Source organism: Clostridium sp. 1001271B_151109_B4 (genome assembly GCF_015670405.1).
Taxonomy (GTDB): domain Bacteria; phylum Bacillota; class Clostridia; order Clostridiales; family Clostridiaceae; genus Clostridium.
In genome coordinates this window covers 20,932-39,377 of record NZ_JADPBQ010000002.1, presented here as the reverse complement: position 1 = coordinate 39,377, position 18,446 = coordinate 20,932, and the positions used below count along the sequence as shown (strand labels likewise).

Genomic DNA, 18,446 nt, shown 5'->3' with positions numbered 1-18,446 from the left:
GAGGCTTAGGGATGTTTGATGTAAATTTGTTATTTAAAATAGGTGCAATGGGAGTTTTACTCATGGTTATTGAGAAAGTATTAAAAGATAATGGTAAGGGAGAAATAGCAGTGTTAGCAAATTTAGCAGGAATAGTCATTATATTAATTACTGTAATTGGAATGATTTCAAATTTATTTGATACTGTTAGAACAATGTTCAGTCTTTAGGTGAATTATATGGAGATTATCAAAGTTGCATTTTTTGCTTTTACTGCATTATTTATTTATCTTTTATTAAAACAAACTAAATCTGATTTAGGAATGCTTGTAATACTTGTAGCTGGGGCTGGTATTTTTCTATATATGATAGGGCAGCTTGGAGAGGTAATAGATTTTATAAATGATATTGCAAATCGAGCTAATATAGATACTGTATATATAGGAATTGTACTTAAAATTTTAGCTATTGCATATATAACCTCATTTTGTAGTGAGATTTGTAAAGATTCAGGAGCCGGTAGCATAGGAAGTAAAGTAGAGTTTGCGGGTAAGATAATGATTTTAGGACTAGCAATACCAATACTGATGGCTGTATTAGATTCAATACTTCAGATATTGTAGGTGAGAAAATGAAAAACAATATTTTAAAGATAATTTTAATTTTTGTTTGTACATTTATATTAAGTTTAAGTAGTTTTTTTATTGCAGAAGAAAGGAATGTTTATGCGGAAGAACAAACTACAACAGCATTGATTAATGATGAGGAAACAGAATCGAAATTAAATAGTTTATATGATTATATAAATACAATGAAAAGTGATGTTGAATTAATGAATGACTTAGATCCAGTTTCTTATATAGAAAGTTATATTGAAAATGGGGAAGGAAATTTATCGGTTTCAACAGTAATAAGCGCTGTAGTAAGTTTATTTTTTAAAGAGGTAAAAACAGTATTATCATTAGCATTTTCGATTGTAGTAATAGGAATAATATGCTCATTGTTTAAAAATTTACAATCCTCTTTTTCAAGTGAAGGAATTTCACAAATAGCATTTTTTGCATGTTATGCAATATTAATTATATTACTATCAAAGACATTTATTATTTCCTTATCTCTTGCAAAGGATGTAATAGTACAAATAGCTACGTTTATGGATAAGGTATTACCAGTATTGGCAGCACTACTCATTGCATCAGGTGGATTAACACAAGCAGCAACAATGGATCCAATAATTTTAGGAGCAACAATATTAATACCAAAAATTTATTTGAATATAATTATACCTTTAATATTAATTACTTTTGTATTGCAATTTGCTAATAATATTTCCGCTGAGCCAAAATTATCAAACTTATGTGGACTTATTAAAAAATCTACTGTTTGGTTACAAGGATTTATTATTACGGTATTTATTGGAGTTTTAACTATAAGAGGAATAACATCTTCAACAATTGATGCAGTTACATTAAAAACTACAAAATTTACAGTAGATAATTTTATTCCTATTGTAGGTAAATCCTTATCAGATGCTATATCTTCTGTAGCTGGATATTCATTGATAATAAAAAATGCAATTGGTTCTATTGGGCTTATAGTAATTATTTTGATAATTATATATCCAATAATAAAAATTGTATTATCATCACTTATATTTAAGCTTTCAGCGGCATTATTAGAGCCGATAACTGATAAAAGAATTACAGCTTCAATTGCAGCGGCAGGTGAATCATTAATTTTAATAATGTCATGTGTATTATGTGTAAGCCTAATGTTTTTTGTACTTATAGCAATAATGATATCAGCTGGAAAGTTTGTTGTAGGAGGATAGGAAAATGGAATATTTAAATAATTTTGTGATTACTTTAGTTGCAACATTAATTTTTATGACAGCTGTAGAGATAATTGCTCCTGATAATTCAATGAAAAAATATATAAAATTTGTTTTAGGATTAATATTAATTTCAGTAATGATTAATCCAATAATTAAATTCTTTACTGGTGGAGAGCAAGAGGTAGTTAAAACAATTAAAAATTATGAAAATATGATTACACAAGGTATAACTAGTGAAAGTGCTTCAGAGGATATAAGTGAAAGTCAAAAGGAATCTTTTAAAAAAAATTTAAATAATAATTGTGATAGTATGCTGAAGGAAGAGTTTTCAGATATGGATTTTAAATCAAATGTAGAATGTACTATAAATTTAGAAGATATGACATATAGCATAGATGGTTTAGAGGTAGGAGTAAAAGAAAGTGGAATTAAGATTATAGATAAAATTAAAATTAACATAAATGATGAAAGTGAACAAACTGCATCTAATGATGAAACTATTAAAAATGAAGAAGAAATAAAAAATTATTTATCAGAAGTATTTAAAATACCAGTAGAAAAAATAAAATTATACAGTATGGGAGGATAAAGAATATGGATAAAGATAAGTTTAATAAAGAAATTAACAAAATGTTTCAAAATAAAAAGTTTGTTAATTGTTTAATTGTTTTATTAGCTATTATATTTCTATGGTTGGCAGTAAGTAATTTTTTAGGAGATGATATTGGAATATCGAAAGGAAGTGATACACCACAAGGAGCACAAGAAGTATCTACAGATGATGGACTTATGACGTCTAAGGAATTGCTAAATTATGAAGATCAACAAAAGGCGGAGCTCGAAAAAATACTTTCTAAGATGAGTGGCGTAGGAGAAGTAATAGTTAATATTTACTTTGAAAGTGGAGAAATACAAGTGCCAGCAACAAATTCAAGCACTCAAGCATCAGAGACACAAGAAGAGGATACAAATGGAGGTACAAGAGTTACAAAGCAAGAAACAGAAGGGACAACAGTGGTTATGAAAAGTGATTCTAGCACAAGTGAACCATTTATAACTAAAACATATAAACCAACGATTACAGGAGTATTAATAGTTGCAGAAGGCGCAAATAGTAGTGAAGTTAAATATAATATACAAAAGGCGGTTTCTAATTTATATAATTTAAGTTTAGATCAAGTTAACGTATATCCAATGAATGACTAGCATATAAATGTTATATATAATATATGGGAGGAATTAAAAATGACAAGAAAACAATTTGGGATTATCTTTACTCTAATGGCTTTGATAGTATGCGTAGGAGTACTATCAATGAAATTAAATGAAAATGGATTAAATGATCCAACAAGCCTAGAAGCTGTATTAAAACAAAATACAGATAAAACTAATGAAAGTGAGGCTACGACAGAAGAAACATTAAGTACATCTGAATATTTCTATAGCATGAGATTAACTAAAGAGCAACAAGATGATAAGTATGTTGATGATATGAAAGCTATTACTGAAGATGCAAATGCTTCACAAGAATCTAAAGATGTTGCAAATAATGCTTTAGTTGCAAAAGCTAAGATGAAAGACCAAGAAAGCAGAGTAGAATCTGAAATAAGAAATAAAGGGTATGAAGATTCATTATGCATGATTAATGATAATGGAACTGTTAAGGTATATGTAAAAGTTGATGATGTTTTGGCAGAAGAAGATGCTGCAACAATTAAAAAGGTAGTTGAAGATATCACTACATTAAGCGATGTAGATATCACATCAATGAAATAATTCATTGTAAAGTAATAACTCTTTTGTTATAATAAACATAAGTAAAAGTAGGTTTAACAAGATAAACCTTTAGGAGGTTAGGGAATGGAAAATGTAAACAATGAATCTGCAATAGGAATTGTTAAAATTTCTGATGAGGTTGTAAGTGTTATAGCGGAAATAGCAGCTGATGAGATTAAAGGAATCGTTGAAATTCCACATGGGGTTTCAAGTAACATATCACAAATTTTAAAAGGGAAAAAAGCTTCTAGTGGTAAAAGTGTAAAAGTTACATTAGAAGAAGATAAAGCTACAATTGAAATAAATGTAGCTGTAGAATATGGAATAAGAATTCCAGAGGTAGTTGCATCAGTTCAAGAAAATGTTAAGAGAACTGTTGAAGCTATGACTGGATTGAAAGTTGACAAAGTTAATGTTAATGTTCAAAACATATATGTTCCAAAAGAAGAGCAACCAGAAGCTGAAAAAGAAGTATAGTTAAAAAAAACCCTCTGATATTCAGAGGGTTTCTCAATGTATAAGAAAGCTAAAAAACTTTAAGTGGATAAAATTTTCAATTTTACTTATTGAAGAAGTTTTACAAAAAACATGTGATATAATAATAAAAAATAGTAAAATATTTATTAAAAATAAAAAAAATAAAGTATGAAAGTATTATTTTTCTAGACAGAAATAAGATAATATTGTAATATACATATGTTTAATTAATGTAATATAAGCTTATAATACAGATAAGAAGAATATGTATATTATATATACTTAGGAGGAAATTATGAAAAGACAAAAATCAAGAGAAAAAGCAATGGAACTGCTTTTTAGTATGGAATTAAGTAAAAATACTTACGAGGAAACAATAGAAACATTCATAGAAGATTATGAAATGGATTTAAAAACAATAGATCTTGAATACATAAAAAATGTTGTAAGAGTAGTTACTAACAATTTAGAAGATATTGATAGTAGAATAGTTAATGCATTAGTAAACTGGAAAGTAGATAGAATTTCAAAAGTTAATTTAACAATATTAAGATTAGCAGTGGGTGAAATGCTATTTGTTGACGATGTACCAGGTAGTGTTGCGATAAATGAAGCTGTAGAATTAACTAAAAAGTATTCAGATGAAAAAAGTACATCATTCGTAAATGGAGTTTTAGATAAAGTATTAAAAACTTTAGAGTAATAATTAATAAACTGGAGGGGCAATAATGGGTAAAAGAATAGATGGCAAGGAAATAGCTTTAGAAATAAAAGAGGAAATTAAAGAGTTTGTAAATAAGAGAAAAGAAAACAATTTAAATGTTCCTAAGGTAGCATCTATATTAGTTGGAAATGATGGAGGATCTTTATTTTATTTAAATAATCAAGAAAAGGTAGCAACATCATTAGGAATGGAATTTGAAAAAGTTCATTTAAATGAAGAGGTAACAGAAGAAGAATTAATTAATAAGATAGATAAATTAAATAATGATAATACTGTTAGTGGAATAATTCTTCAATTACCATTACCAAAGAATATGGATGAAAAGAAAGTTATATCAGCTATATCTCCTGAGAAAGATGTTGATTGTTTAACATTTGTTAATCAAGGAAAGTTATATATGGGAGAAAATACTTTTATGCCATGTACGCCTAAATCAGTATTAACAATTTTAAAAAGCTTAAATATTAATTTAGAAGGTATGGAAGTTGTTGTTATTGGAAGAAGTAATATAGTTGGTAAGCCAGCTGGAGCATTATTACTTAAGGAAAATTGTACAGTAACAATGTGCCATTCAAGAACTAAAGATTTAAAGGAAGTATGTAAAAGAGCAGATATTTTAGTTGTTGCAATTGGAAAAGCAAAGTTTGTAGATGAGAGCTTTGTAAAAGATGGAGCTATAGTAATAGATGTAGGAACAAACTCTGTTGAAGGAAAGATAACAGGGGATGTAGATTTTGATAAGGTTATTGATGTAGCTTCATTTGTTACTCCAGTTCCAGGCGGTGTAGGAGCACTTACTACTACCTTACTTATGAAAAATGCATGTGAGGCTATAGAAAAGTATGAAGATTAAAACCTTAACGGTATCTGAAGTTAATAATTATATAAAAAAAATATTAGATAATGATTTTATATTAAATAATCTTTCAGTTAGGGGAGAAATTTCTAATTTAAAATATCACTCAAGTGGTCATATTTATTTTTCATTAAAAGATGATAATAGCAAAATTAACTGTATTATGTTCAAAAGCAAAAGCTATGAGTTAGATTTTGTTCTTAAGGAAGGGATGGCTGTAATAGTTTCTGGGAGGGCTTCTGTTTATTCTACTAATGGAACTTTTCAGCTATACTGTGATAGAGTTGAACAAGAAGGACTAGGTGAACTTCACATAAAGTTTGAAAAGCTAAAGGAAAAATTAAGTAGGGAGGGGTATTTTAATGAAGAACTTAAAAAACCCCTTCCTAAAAATCCTTATAGAATTGGAGTAGTTACATCAGAAACTGGTGCAGCTATATGTGATATAATAAATGTAATACGAAGAAGAAATAGTAAGGTTGATATTGTTCTTTATCCAGCATTAGTACAAGGAGAAGGAGCTTATAAAACTGTAATTAATGGAATTGAATATTTTAATAAAAGTAAAAATGTAGATGTTATAATCATAGGAAGAGGCGGAGGATCACTTGAAGAATTATGGAATTTCAATGAAGAAGCCTTAGCTTATGCAATTTATAAATCAAATTTGCCTATAGTGTCAGCAGTAGGGCATGAGGTAGATTTCACAATATCTGATTTTGTATCAGATTTCAGAGCTGCTACACCTTCACAGGCAGCAGAGGTAGTTGTACCTTTAGAAAAAGAATTATATAGGGAAATTAATGAATTTGAAAATAAATTGAACTTTATTATAGATAATAAATTATCTAGTGAAAAAAGAAAGCTTATGAACTTAGAAAAAGTTTTAAGTTTGAATTCACCAAGTAGCAAAATAGCCAATGCATATATGGAAATAGATAATTTAAAAGAAAAAATAGAAAAAATTATAGCATTTAAAATAAAGAGCAATAAGGAAAAAATATTTTCACTTAATAATGTATTAAATGCTCATAATCCAATAAATATATTAAGAAAAGGATATGCTATAATAGAAGATGAAAATGGAAAAATAGTAAAAAGTAAAGATTTCTTTAGTGAAGATAAAGAAATTAAAATTTCTATGGAAGATGGATACGTTATAGGGAATTTTGTTCCAATAGAAAGAGGGGGAAATTATCATGGCCAAGAAGGAAAGTTATAATGAAATGCTAGAAAATTTAGAAGGCATTTTATCAACTTTAGAAAATGATGAATTAAGTTTAGAAGAAGCTATGAAGGAATATGAAAAAGGAAGTAAAATAGTAAATAAACTATATAAAACCTTAGATACTTTAGAAGGAAAATTTCTAACTATTAAAGAAAATTCTGAAGTTGTGAGGGAAAATGATGTTTAATGAAATGAAAAAAGAAATTAATACTTTTCTATTAAATTATTTTGAAAATAAAGGTAACTTTAATAAAGTGATTTATGATTCAGCTAGTTACAGTCTTAATATTGGTGGGAAAAGAATTAGACCTTTACTTATATTGCTAACTTATAATATGTATAAAGAAAATTGGAGAGAAATATTAGAATTTTCTAGTGCAATAGAAATGATTCATACATATTCATTAATTCATGATGATTTACCTTGTATGGATAATGATGATTTAAGAAGAGGAAAGCCAACTAATCATAAGGTTTATGGTGAGGACATTGCTGTATTAGCAGGAGATGCTTTATTAAATGAAGCAATGAATATAATGATGAAATTTTCATTAAATCATGGTAGAGAAGCATTAGTGGCATCTCAAAGGATAGCTGAAGCTGCAGGTGCAGAGGGCATGATTGGTGGTCAAGTCGTAGATATAATAAACGAGGGAAAAAAGATAAGTGAAGAAGAGCTTAAATATATGCATATGAAAAAGACAGGAGCACTTATTAAGGTTTCAATAGTAGCTGGAGCAATACTTGGTAATGCATCAGAAGAAGATATTCAATTATTAGAAAAGTTCGGTGAAAATTTAGGGTTAGCATTTCAAATTAAAGATGATATATTAGATGTTATTGGTAATACTGAAAAACTAGGCAAAAATGTTTTAAGTGATAAAGAAAATGATAAGACTAATTTCATATCAATGCATGGTTTAGAGTATTGTATTAAGGAATGTGAAAGACTAACTAAGGAAAGTATTGATATACTAGATAGCTTATCTGTAAATACTGAAGCTTTAAAAATTTTAACTAAGGAACTTTTGGATAGAGAAAACTAAACAAAGGAATGGTAATTATGTCAAAACTATTAGAGGATATAAATTCACCAACAGATGTTCATGCCTTGACTGATAAAGAGTTATATGAGCTTAGTGATGAAATAAGAGGCTTTTTAATAGATAAGGTATCAAAAACTGGCGGGCATTTATCTTCAAATTTAGGTGTAGTAGAGTTAACGCTTAGTTTATATAAAAGCTTTAATTTTGAAGAAGATAAATTAGTGTGGGATGTTGGACATCAAAGTTATGTGCATAAAATATTAACAGGAAGAAAAGATAAATTTGATACATTAAGAAAATATAATGGGCTTTGTGGTTTTCCTAAAATAAGTGAAAGCAAATACGATGCTTTTGGAGTAGGACATAGTAGTACTTCAATATCAGCAGCTTTAGGAATAGCAAGAGCTAGGGATATAAAAAAACAAAACTTCAGTGTTATTGCAGTTATTGGTGATGGTGCTTTAACTGGAGGAATGGCATTAGAAGCTCTTGATGATGTTGGATTTAATAAAACGAATATTATTATAGTCCTAAATGATAATCAAATGTCTATTTCTAAAAATGTAGGTGGTCTTTCAGATCATTTAAATAAGCTTAGAGTAGGACCGGGATATAATAAGCTAAAAGAAGATATTAATAGTACACTTAGCCATAGTGATGCAGGAAAAACTGTAGTTGAGTGTTTACATAGAGTTAAAGATAGTATAAAACATTTATTAGTTCCACCAATGTTATTTGAAAATATGGGGGTTAAATATATTGGGCCTATAGATGGTCATAATATAGAATTAATGAATGATGTATTTGTTAAGGCAAAACAAATAAAAGGTCCAGTTATAATTCATACTATTACTCAAAAGGGTAAAGGTTACGAGTATGCTGAACAGAATCCAAATAAATTTCATGGAGTATCTCCTTTTGACCTAGAAAGTGGAGAAGCTTTTATGCCTTCAAAAAAGACATATTCAAAAGTATTTGGAGATACAATGATAGAGATTGCAAAAAGTAATAGTGATATAGTCGCAATTACTGCAGCTATGCCTGATGGTACAGGCTTAAAAGAATTTGCTAAGGAATATAAGGATAGATTTTTTGATGTAGGAATAGCAGAACAACATGCAGTTACACTTGCAGCTGGTATGGCATCTGCTGGTTTAAAGCCAGTTTTTGCAGTATATTCAACCTTTTTACAAAGAGGTTATGATCAAATAATACATGATGTATGCATTCAAAATTTACCAGTTATATTTGCAATTGATAGAGCTGGTATTGTAGGAGATGATGGTGAAACTCATCAAGGAGTTTTTGATTTATCATTCTTATCGGCTATACCTAATATGACTATTTTAGCACCAAAGCATTTAGAAGAATTACCTTTAATGCTTAAATGGGCATTAAATCAAAATAGTCCAATAGCAATAAGATACCCAAGGGGTACTGATTGTGTTAAAGATATTAATCCTATAACTGAAATAAAATATGGAAAATGGGAAAAAATAATAAGCGGTGATAAAATTGCGATAATAGCTGTTGGGAAAATGGTTCAACATGCAATGATAGCTTCAAATGCATTAAAGGATAAAGGAATAAATCCAACAGTAATCGGAGCTACTTTTGTTAAGCCATTAGATACAGAAATGTTAAAAGAATTGTCTAATCAAGGATATGATATTATCACAATTGAAGACAATACTATAAATGGTGGTTTTGGAAGTTATGTTTTAATGGAATTAAGCAAACTTGATTTTAAAGGAAAGTTTAAAGCTTTAGGATATGGCGATAGTTTTGTGCCTCATGGAGATGTAGATTTGTTATATAGGGATGCGAAATTAGATCCAGAATCAATAGAAAAGTGCGTTATAAGCGTTATGAAATAGAGGAGAAGAATATGGCATCAAAAAAAGAGAGATTAGATATATTATTAGTTGATAAAGGAATTTGCACATCAAGAGAAAGAGCAAAAACTAATATTATGGCAGGACTTATATTTGTTGATGGACAGAGAGTTGACAAGGCTGGAGAAAAGGTTAGTGTCGATGCAGATATAGTTTTTAAAGGTGAAGAACTTAAGTATGTAAGTCGTGGTGGATTAAAATTAGAAAAAGCAATGAATACTTTTGGAATAGATCTTACTAATAAAGTATGTATGGATATCGGTGCTTCAACGGGAGGCTTTACAGATTGTATGCTTCAAAATCATGCAAGTAAAGTTTTTTCAGTAGATGTTGGTTACGGACAGTTTGCTTGGAAGTTAAGAACCGATGAAAGAGTTGTTTGTATGGAAAGAACAAATATAAGATACGTAACTCCAGAAGAGATTGGTGTGCCATTAGATTTTGCATCAATAGATGTATCATTTATTTCATTAAGAACAATAATGCCTGCAGTTAAAAATCTTTTAGCTGACAAAGGTGAAGTTGTTGCACTAATAAAACCACAATTTGAAGCTGGAAGAGAAAAGGTAGGAAAAAAAGGTGTTGTAAGGGATATTGAAGTTCATTTAGAAGTTGTAAATAAAATTGTAAACTTCTTAATTGAAAATGACTTTAATGTTTTAGGATTAAGTTTCTCACCAATTAAAGGTCCAGAAGGTAATAGAGAATATTTAGTTTACTTTACAAAGGATAAAGAAAAAGAAGGCACTTTTGAACTAAGTCAAATTGATGATGTTGTAAATGAATCACATAGCCAGCTATAAATGCTGGCTATAGGTATATAGCATATAATTAAAAGGAGTTAATATGAAAAATATTATAGTAGCATTAAATCCTTCAAAAGATAAAGATGGTAAGATATTATCTTTAGTGATAGCGGAGATTACCCGTGTATTTAAACATTCAAAAATTACTGTATTAAACAGTTATGAAATGGGTAAATATAAATTCGATAATAAACTAGATTTGCTAATTGTTCTAGGGGGAGACGGTACATTACTAGGTATAGCTAGAGATATAAATGGAAGATACGATGTACCTATCTTAGGAGTAAATATTGGAAATTTAGGCTTTTTATCTAGTATAGAAATACAGGATTTTGGCGAAGCTTTAAATGAGATAAAAAATGGACACTATACTATTCAAAATAGAATCCTTTTAGAATGTACTATGTTAAATGATAAAAATGACGAGAAAGGTAAAGCTTTAAATGATGTAGTTATTGCCAGGGGTACATTATCAAGGATGGTAAAATTTGAAGTGTTTATCGATAATAAGCTTTATTATAGATTTAAAGGCGATGGAATAATAATTGCAACTCCAACTGGGTCAACTGGATATTCGTTTTCAGCAGGAGGACCATTTATTTATCCAGATGTAGATGTAATTACATTAACTCCAATTTGTCCACATACAAGAGGAATGCAACCTATAGTTTTAAAAAGTAGTAGTGAAATACTTATTAAAGCAGAAAATTATAATGGAGAAATTTATTTAACCTTTGATGGACAAGAAGCTAAACAAATTAATGATAATACATCTATAATAATAAAAAAATCTGATTATTTAGCAAAAATTATGTTATTTGATAACTATGATTATTTTAATGTTTTAAGGCAAAAAATATTAGATAATTAAAAAAGAAAAATAGAATTACAAATGGAGAAGGTGGTTAATTTGAAGTCCAAAAGACATAATCAAATTTTAGATATTATTAATAATAATGATATAGAAACACAAGAAGAGTTAGCAGAAGCACTTAAGAAATCAGGATACGATGTAACGCAAGCAACAGTATCAAGAGATATAAAGTTATTAAAACTTGTTAAGATGCAAAGTGAAAGTGGTAAATATAAATATAGTGCACCAACAAAAGAGGAAAGAGATATAAATGACAAATTATATAGCATATTAAAAAATGCTGCAATTTCTGCAGAACAAGTTGATAAATTTGTTGTTGTAAAAACTTTAACAGGTGCAGCATCAGCAGCAGCAGAAGCTATAGATAGTTTATATACTAATGATGTTGCAGGTACTATTGCAGGAGATAATACGATTTTTGTGTTAGTAAGAACTGATGAAAAGGCTTTAGAACTTATTTCTAAGATAAGAAAGATGATTTCTTAATTATTTAAAGGTGGGGTATAATGCTAGTTGAGTTAAATATTAAAAATTTCGCGTTAATTCAAGAGTTATCTGTAGAGTTTGGTGCGGGATTCAATATATTATCAGGAGAAACCGGTGCAGGTAAGTCAATTCTTATTGATACTATAGATTATGTATTAGGTGGAAAGTTTTCTAAAGATCAAATAAGATATGGTGAAGATAAAACAATTGTTGAGGCTGTTTTTTCTATAGAAAATGATGAAGTTTATGAAGTATTAGACGAATTATCTATAGAAAGAGATGAAATGCTTATTATTAGAAGAGAAACAACATTAAATGGTAAGAGTATTATTAAAGTCAATAATAGAAGTATTGTTTTATCTCAATTAAAAAGAATTAGAGAAAAACTTTTAGATATTCATGGCCAGCATCAAAATCAAAACTTACTTAATAAAGGAACTCATATTTTATATATAGATGAATTTTATCATGACAAAATAAAAAATTTACTTAGTGAATTTGAAGAACTAAGGCATATATATATAGAAAATATTGATAAAATAAATGAATTAAAAGGTAATGAAGATAGAGAAAAATTAGCAGACTATATTAAGTTCCAAATTGAAGATATAGAAAAAGCAAATCTAAAGGTTAATGAAGAAGAAGACCTTAAAGATGAATTTAATATGCTTTCAAATGCTGAAAAAATTTCTAACAGCTTAGTTAAATCATATGGATACTTAAATTCATCTAATGATGGAATTTCTGTATTAGAAGGACTATCAAAGGTTATATCAGAATTATCATTAGTTGAAAATGTTTCGGAAGTAATCAAAGAAAAAAAAGATCAAATTGAAGAAGCATTTTATAATTTAGAAGAAGTAACGAGAGAAATCCGTGATATTGGTAGTGAAATAACTTATGACGAAGATAGATTAGCACAAATAAATGAAAGAATTTATAGTATAGGCATATATAAAAAGAAATATGGTAATTCAATAAGAGAAATATTAGAAAATTTAAAAAATTTAAAAGAAAAGTATAATGAATTAGTTAACAGTGAAGAAATAATTAATAAATTAAAAGAAGAGCAAAGTAAGCTCGAAGAAAAAATGAAGGTTATAGGTGAAAAACTTCATAATTTAAGAGTTGAAGCAAGTGAAATTTTAGAAACTAACATAAAAAAAGAATTGTCTTATGTTGGGCTTGAAAAAGCTATAATTAAAATAGAAGTTCTTTTAAGTGATAATATTAATAGTAGAGGATATGATGAAGTACAATTTTTAGTTTCTGCAAATCCTGGAGAACCGTTAAAACCATTAGAAAAAGTACTATCTGGTGGTGAACTTTCAAGAATAATGTTAGCTTTAAAATGTGTTTTTGTAGATAAGGATAAAATTCCTACATTAATTTTTGATGAAATAGATACTGGAATAAGTGGAACTATAGGAAAACGTGTTGGTGAAAAGATGTATGAAGTATCAATAAAGCACCAAGTTTTATGTATTACTCATTTACCACAAATTGCGGCACTTTCAGATAATCATTACTTTGTTTCTAAGGAAGTATTAAATGGAAAAACATTTACTGGAATTAGAATGTTAAGTAGAGATGATAAAATTAGAGAAATTGCTAAAATGGTTGGCGGGGATGAAATTAGTGAAGTTACTATCGAAAATGCGTCAGAAATGGTGAAATTTGCTGAAATAAAAAAGAAAGAAATGAAAAATAATTAGCTTTTATATACATAAGGCGTTGCAATACTGCAAACAATAAAATCATGGTAATTTATCATGGTTTTATTTTTTTTATATAAAATGTATTAAAATATAAATTTTTAACTATGTTAACAGAGTTATTACAGCATATAAAAATTGTGTAGCGGGAAAATTAATGTCAGAAGGCAAGGAGGAGATAAAATGATTAAAAAAATATTAAAGTATTTTAGTATAATTACTGCTCCAATAGCTATTTTGGCATTAGTAGCATATTTAAGTGTTTCGCAACTGCCAGAAAAGATATACATTAATGATAGCATGGAAGTGTCAGAGATTTCTGTACATAATCAAGGTGTATTAAATACTGTTAAGTTAACTAAAGATAAAGTTAACATTGATTTTCTTGGTCTTATACCAATAAAGTCAGTAGCAGTACAAAAATTAGAAGATATTAAATTATATCCAGGAGGAACAAGTGTAGGTATAAAATTATCAACAGAAGGTGTATTGGTAGTAGGCTTTTCAAATGTAGACACTAGAGGTGGAAATGAATTAAGTCCAGCAAAAGCAGCAGGAATACAATTAGGTGATGTTATATTAAAGGTAAATGGAAAAAATGTTGAAAGTTCAAAGCAATTGATTACTTTAATAAAAGAAGCAAATTCTAGTATTGTTAATGTAGAATTTATTCGTGAAGGTTGCAAATTCAATAAAGATGTTGAATTAGTAAAAGAAGGAGAAGACTATAAATTAGGATTATGGGTCAGAGATTCTACAGCTGGTATAGGGACATTAACTTTCTATCATGAAGATAGCGAAACATTTGGTGCTTTAGGTCATCCTATAACAGATGGTGATACAAATACTACATTTACAATTAAAGATGGAGATCTTTTATCAGCATCAATCTTAAGTGTTAGAAGAGGCGAAAAAGGAGTACCAGGAGAATTAAGAGGATTATTTGTAAATGAAAAGAACTCTATAGGAGAAATAAAAGATAATTCTTCTTCAGGTATTTTTGGAAATTCATATGAACCATTAATAAATCCTAAGTTTAGTGAACCCATGTCAGTTGCATTTAGAAATGAAGTAGTTGAAGGACCTGCCACAATAATAACTACAATTGATGATGAAGGTCCAAAAGAATATGATATTGAAATAGTGAAGCTACTCCAACAAGATAAAAGTGGACCAAAAAGTATGATTATTCGAGTAACTGATGAAGAATTGTTAAGTAAAACTGGTGGAATAGTCCAAGGAATGAGTGGAAGTCCAATAATACAAAATGATAAAATTGTAGGAGCTGTAACTCATGTACTTATTAATAAGCCAGATATAGGATATGGTATATATATAGAGTGGATGCTTGAAGAAGCTGGGATTATAGAATAATAAAGTTGAAAAATAGATCGTAAGATATAGTATCATTTATTTTAAAATACTATATCTTACGATTTTAAGATTAATATATTATTCTACAAAAAAACTACAACAATTTTGTAAAAAAATTTCAAAATAATGTCAAAACCCCTATGATATTTTTAAATTTTATGTTATAATACAATCAATGGAGTTAAAAGACATGTAAATATAACTGAATTAGAAGTTTTATAAAATAACTAATTTAAGTTTTAATGTTATTTTAAGTTTTATATTTAAAAAAAATACTATTATGATGGGTAGAAAGGGAGAGAAAACGATGGATGGAAATAAAATATCTGTAATTATTGCTGATGATAATAAAGAATTCTGTAGTATTTTGAATGACTATCTTTTAAATCAAAAAGATATAGTTGTAACAGGGATTGCGAAGGATGGAAGAGAGGCATTAACGTTAATTGAGGAGAAGAAACCAGATTTAGTTGTTTTAGACATAATTATGCCACATTTAGATGGTTTAGGAGTTCTAGAAAAATTGAATTCTATGGATTTAGATAAATTCCCAAGAGTAGTTGTTTTATCGGCAGTAGGACAAGATAAAATAACTCAAAGAGCTATAACTTTAGGTGCTGATTATTATGTAGTAAAACCTTTTGATATGGACATATTCACTAAACGTATTAGAGATATGTTTAATGATTCAATAGGAAATGATGAGCCAGTTAAAAAGCAAGTTGCTATGACTGCTACTGAAATGATTAGTACAAGCAATAATAGAGGTCCTATGGATTTAGAAACTGAAATTACAAACATAATTCATGAAATAGGTGTACCTGCGCATATTAAGGGATATATGTATTTAAGAGAAGCTATTACTATGGTAGTAAACGATATGGAATTATTATCAGCTGTAACTAAGGAATTATATCCTTCAATAGCTAAGAAATATAACACAACTGCTTCAAGAGTAGAAAGAGCTATTAGACATGCTATTGAAGTTGCTTGGGGTAGAGGACAAGTAGAAGCTATCAATAAATTATTTGGTTATACTGTTCACAATGAAAAAGGTAAGCCAACTAATTCTGAATTCATAGCTATCATTGCAGACAAGCTAAGATTAAAGAATAAAGTATCTTAGGGATGTCTAACGCTAGTGAAATCAGCGTAGAGCAAGTATTTCTAATTTATCAAATGTATATCAGATATAGCACTAAACTATATTTCGATGACACTAAATTTTGTATATAGAAGATAAAAAACACTTTTTATTAATTGGTAAAACAGTTAATAGGAGGTGTTTTTTTTGTGTCTAAAATTTTGAAGTCTAATAGAGATATTCAGTTTTATATCCAGGATTTTATGGAGTATTGTAGATTAAAGGGACTATCTGTCAAAACTATGTCATCATATGAAACTACATTAAAGTTATTGGCTAAGTATCTACAGGAAGAGTACTATATTTCAACACTAAAGGAAATCAAAGGAGAACATATATCGGAGTATTTAAAGTTTACAAAAGATAGAGGTAAATACTCATATGTAAGTGATGATAAGACAGTAGGTCTAAATAACCCAGCAGGTAGAAAAGAGTTTGGAAAGCCTGTATCTGATGTAACCATTAATAACTACATAAGAAATATAAAGGTATTTTTTTAACTGGCTGTATGACCAAAGGATCATTAAAAGTAATCCAGTAGATAAGATAGGCTTTATAAAGGTTAAGAGAAAGGCTAAGGAAGATATATCAGATAGTGAGTTTAAGGCTTTAATTAAAGCGTTAGACGTAACCAAGTATCATGAGTATAGGGACTATGTAGTAATACAGCTCATTATGGATACAGGAATGAGATTAGGAGAGACATTAGCTTTATCTTATGAGGATATAGACATAGATAAAAGGACTATCTTAATACCAGCTCAAATATCAAAAGGTAAAAAGGATAGATATGTATTTTTTAGCTCTATAATGGCTGGAATACTTAGGAAGTGGCTCCAGTATAAAGACAGATATAGTATAGCTGAGGATACGTTATTTCCAACTAAGAAAGGGACAGCTCTAACAGTACGTAATTTTGAAAAGAACTTTAAAATTTACAAAAACAGAGCAGGTATATCTAAGGATATAGCTCCTCACGGATTACGTAATAATTTTGCTAAGAGGTGCCTAATGTCAGGTATGGATATATACACTTTATCAAGAATATTGGGTCATAGCTCAGTAACAGTAACAGAAAAGGCTTATTTAGACTTGACTGTAACAGATATTAGAAAGAATTATCAGAGATTTAGTCCTTTTAATTCGAGATTAATAAAAGTTAGAGCATAGTATTTATTGCAAGGGATATATAAGCTATAATAAATATAGATTACTTAGGAGGAATATATATGTTAGAAAATATGATAGAGAGATTACCTATAGCGATAGCATTTTTAGTAGCTGGATTAATATGCTACGTTCTAGCACAAAGACCAGCACTAAGCAAGAGAGAGGAACAAGAATTAAAAGAACTAGATGACATAATAGCTAAGACATACGGATTCAAGAAGTAAGGGAGCTGTGTAACAACGGCTCTTTTTACTTTATAGAGAAAATATAAAAATACAATATGTTGAGAAGTTTTGATATATATGGTACTATATAACAATAGGGGGTGGGAATATGTCAAATAATAAAACAATGGTAATATATACACTAGAAAACGGTAAGTATCACGCGTTTATAACAGGTATGAATTTATTTGTATCTGCTTACAGTACCTTAGAAGAGTGCGAGGCAAGTGTAGTCGAGGAGTTTAAGGAAATGATAGAGCCGTGTACTGTAGAGGAGACAGCTGACCAGCTAAAGAGATACTTTGAGGACGGAGCTGAGGATATACAGACAATAACTAATATAGTGAAGATAGATATAGTAGAGTATTAAGAGCTAAAGCTGTACAAAAAAGTACAAGCTGATAGCTCTTTCGTCATTTTTAGGGTATTATACGGAAAAGTGTATCGGTAATTCGTATAAAAAATGATAGTAATATGGAGGTTTAAGAAGTGGAGTACAAATATTTGGTAGATAAAGATATGATAACATAAAAGAAAAACTGCTGAATACAGGCTGTGCTTGGGGTAGAGGACAAGTAGAAGCTATCAATAAATTATTTGGTTATACTGTACACAATGAAAAAGGTAAGCCAACTAATAGTGAATTCATAGTCATCATTGCAGACAAGCTAAGATTAAAAAAATAAAGTATCTTAATTTTTACTGAAAATGATTGGTTAGCAAGAATTAATAAAAAGGTCAAGCTTATATTATTTATTGAGACAAATTATATTTGATACTGATAAATAAATTTGGATTAGTAATAAAACACTTTCTGTCAGTTTGATTTATTACAAAC

The 18,446-nt window shown here is 28.7% G+C and carries 23 protein-coding genes and 1 pseudogene; all 24 read left to right on the top strand.

Translation table 11 applies throughout. The features are described 5' to 3' along the window. The first annotated feature begins 11 nt into the window (after nt 1-11). On the top strand, nt 12-209 hold the full coding sequence (gene spoIIIAC / locus I4V63_RS01770; RefSeq protein WP_195999591.1) for a stage III sporulation protein AC: 198 nt from the start codon (nt 12-14) through the stop codon (nt 207-209). A 9-nt stretch (nt 210-218) separates the two neighbouring features. Beyond that, nucleotides 219-602: a stage III sporulation protein AD gene (gene spoIIIAD / locus I4V63_RS01765; protein WP_195999590.1), complete on the top strand. Its 384-nt coding sequence runs from the start codon at nt 219-221 to the stop codon at nt 600-602. Between the two features lie 8 nt (nt 603-610). Next, nucleotides 611-1,810, top strand: a complete 1,200-nt coding sequence (gene spoIIIAE, locus I4V63_RS01760) for a stage III sporulation protein AE (protein WP_195999589.1) — start codon at nt 611-613, stop codon at nt 1,808-1,810. Between the two features lie 4 nt (nt 1,811-1,814). Further along, nucleotides 1,815-2,402, top strand: a complete 588-nt coding sequence (gene spoIIIAF / locus I4V63_RS01755; RefSeq protein WP_195999588.1) for a stage III sporulation protein AF — start codon at nt 1,815-1,817, stop codon at nt 2,400-2,402. Nucleotides 2,403-2,407: 5 nt separating this feature from the next. After that, a complete protein-coding gene (gene spoIIIAG / locus I4V63_RS01750; RefSeq protein WP_195999587.1) occupies nt 2,408-3,019 on the top strand; it encodes a stage III sporulation protein AG in 612 nt (203 codons plus the stop codon). Nucleotides 3,020-3,058: 39 nt separating this feature from the next. Beyond that, nucleotides 3,059-3,589, top strand: coding sequence for a SpoIIIAH-like family protein (locus I4V63_RS01745; RefSeq protein WP_195999586.1), 531 nt, complete (start codon nt 3,059-3,061; stop codon nt 3,587-3,589). 84 nt (nt 3,590-3,673) lie between these two features. Continuing rightward, nucleotides 3,674-4,066 carry an Asp23/Gls24 family envelope stress response protein gene (locus tag I4V63_RS01740; RefSeq protein WP_195999585.1) on the top strand — a complete coding sequence of 131 codons (393 nt, stop codon included), beginning with the start codon at nt 3,674-3,676 and terminating at the stop codon, nt 4,064-4,066. 295 nt (nt 4,067-4,361) lie between these two features. Then, nucleotides 4,362-4,769, top strand: a complete 408-nt coding sequence (nusB, locus tag I4V63_RS01735) for a transcription antitermination factor NusB (RefSeq protein WP_195999584.1) — start codon at nt 4,362-4,364, stop codon at nt 4,767-4,769. Nucleotides 4,770-4,794: 25 nt separating this feature from the next. Continuing rightward, nucleotides 4,795-5,643, top strand: a complete 849-nt coding sequence (locus I4V63_RS01730; protein WP_195999583.1) for a tetrahydrofolate dehydrogenase/cyclohydrolase catalytic domain-containing protein — start codon at nt 4,795-4,797, stop codon at nt 5,641-5,643. Continuing rightward, nucleotides 5,633-6,868: an exodeoxyribonuclease VII large subunit gene (xseA, locus tag I4V63_RS01725; RefSeq protein WP_195999582.1), complete on the top strand. Its 1,236-nt coding sequence runs from the start codon at nt 5,633-5,635 to the stop codon at nt 6,866-6,868. The genes I4V63_RS01730 and xseA overlap by 11 nt, the downstream gene beginning before the upstream one ends. Continuing rightward, nucleotides 6,846-7,061: an exodeoxyribonuclease VII small subunit gene (gene xseB / locus I4V63_RS01720; RefSeq protein WP_042396764.1), complete on the top strand. Its 216-nt coding sequence runs from the start codon at nt 6,846-6,848 to the stop codon at nt 7,059-7,061. Before xseA ends, xseB begins: the two co-directional genes overlap by 23 nt. Further along, a complete protein-coding gene (locus tag I4V63_RS01715; RefSeq protein ID WP_195999581.1) occupies nt 7,051-7,920 on the top strand; it encodes a polyprenyl synthetase family protein in 870 nt (289 codons plus the stop codon). Before xseB ends, I4V63_RS01715 begins: the two co-directional genes overlap by 11 nt. Nucleotides 7,921-7,937: 17 nt before the next feature. Further along, a complete protein-coding gene (gene dxs, locus I4V63_RS01710; protein ID WP_195999580.1) occupies nt 7,938-9,797 on the top strand; it encodes a 1-deoxy-D-xylulose-5-phosphate synthase in 1,860 nt (619 codons plus the stop codon). 11 nt (nt 9,798-9,808) lie between these two features. Continuing rightward, nucleotides 9,809-10,618: a TlyA family RNA methyltransferase gene (locus I4V63_RS01705; protein ID WP_195999579.1), complete on the top strand. Its 810-nt coding sequence runs from the start codon at nt 9,809-9,811 to the stop codon at nt 10,616-10,618. Between the two features lie 43 nt (nt 10,619-10,661). Then, on the top strand, nt 10,662-11,492 hold the full coding sequence (locus tag I4V63_RS01700; RefSeq protein ID WP_195999578.1) for an NAD(+)/NADH kinase: 831 nt from the start codon (nt 10,662-10,664) through the stop codon (nt 11,490-11,492). A gap of 39 nt (nt 11,493-11,531) precedes the next feature. Continuing rightward, nucleotides 11,532-11,981: an arginine repressor gene (locus I4V63_RS01695; RefSeq protein ID WP_195999577.1), complete on the top strand. Its 450-nt coding sequence runs from the start codon at nt 11,532-11,534 to the stop codon at nt 11,979-11,981. A gap of 20 nt (nt 11,982-12,001) precedes the next feature. Further along, complete coding sequence (recN, locus tag I4V63_RS01690; protein WP_195999576.1) at nt 12,002-13,696, top strand: DNA repair protein RecN; 1,695 nt, start codon at nt 12,002-12,004, stop codon at nt 13,694-13,696. A 183-nt stretch (nt 13,697-13,879) separates the two neighbouring features. Next, nucleotides 13,880-15,070: a SpoIVB peptidase gene (gene spoIVB / locus I4V63_RS01685; RefSeq protein WP_195999575.1), complete on the top strand. Its 1,191-nt coding sequence runs from the start codon at nt 13,880-13,882 to the stop codon at nt 15,068-15,070. Between the two features lie 307 nt (nt 15,071-15,377). Continuing rightward, a complete protein-coding gene (spo0A, locus tag I4V63_RS01680; protein ID WP_195999574.1) occupies nt 15,378-16,196 on the top strand; it encodes a sporulation transcription factor Spo0A in 819 nt (272 codons plus the stop codon). Between the two features lie 167 nt (nt 16,197-16,363). Further along, nucleotides 16,364-16,714 carry a site-specific integrase gene (locus I4V63_RS15900; RefSeq protein WP_347707709.1) on the top strand — a complete coding sequence of 117 codons (351 nt, stop codon included), beginning with the start codon at nt 16,364-16,366 and terminating at the stop codon, nt 16,712-16,714. Nucleotides 16,715-16,718: 4 nt separating this feature from the next. Then, nucleotides 16,719-17,384 carry a tyrosine-type recombinase/integrase gene (locus tag I4V63_RS01675; RefSeq protein ID WP_347707713.1) on the top strand — a complete coding sequence of 222 codons (666 nt, stop codon included), beginning with the start codon at nt 16,719-16,721 and terminating at the stop codon, nt 17,382-17,384. Nucleotides 17,385-17,443: 59 nt separating this feature from the next. Then, on the top strand, nt 17,444-17,608 hold the full coding sequence (locus tag I4V63_RS01670) for a hypothetical protein (protein ID WP_195999573.1): 165 nt from the start codon (nt 17,444-17,446) through the stop codon (nt 17,606-17,608). Between the two features lie 109 nt (nt 17,609-17,717). Then, nucleotides 17,718-17,978, top strand: a complete 261-nt coding sequence (locus I4V63_RS01665) for a hypothetical protein (protein ID WP_195999572.1) — start codon at nt 17,718-17,720, stop codon at nt 17,976-17,978. A 187-nt stretch (nt 17,979-18,165) separates the two neighbouring features. Then, a pseudogene (locus tag I4V63_RS01660) lies at nt 18,166-18,294 on the top strand (sporulation initiation factor Spo0A C-terminal domain-containing protein); the annotation flags it as partial. Between the last annotated feature and the right edge of the window lie 152 nt (nt 18,295-18,446).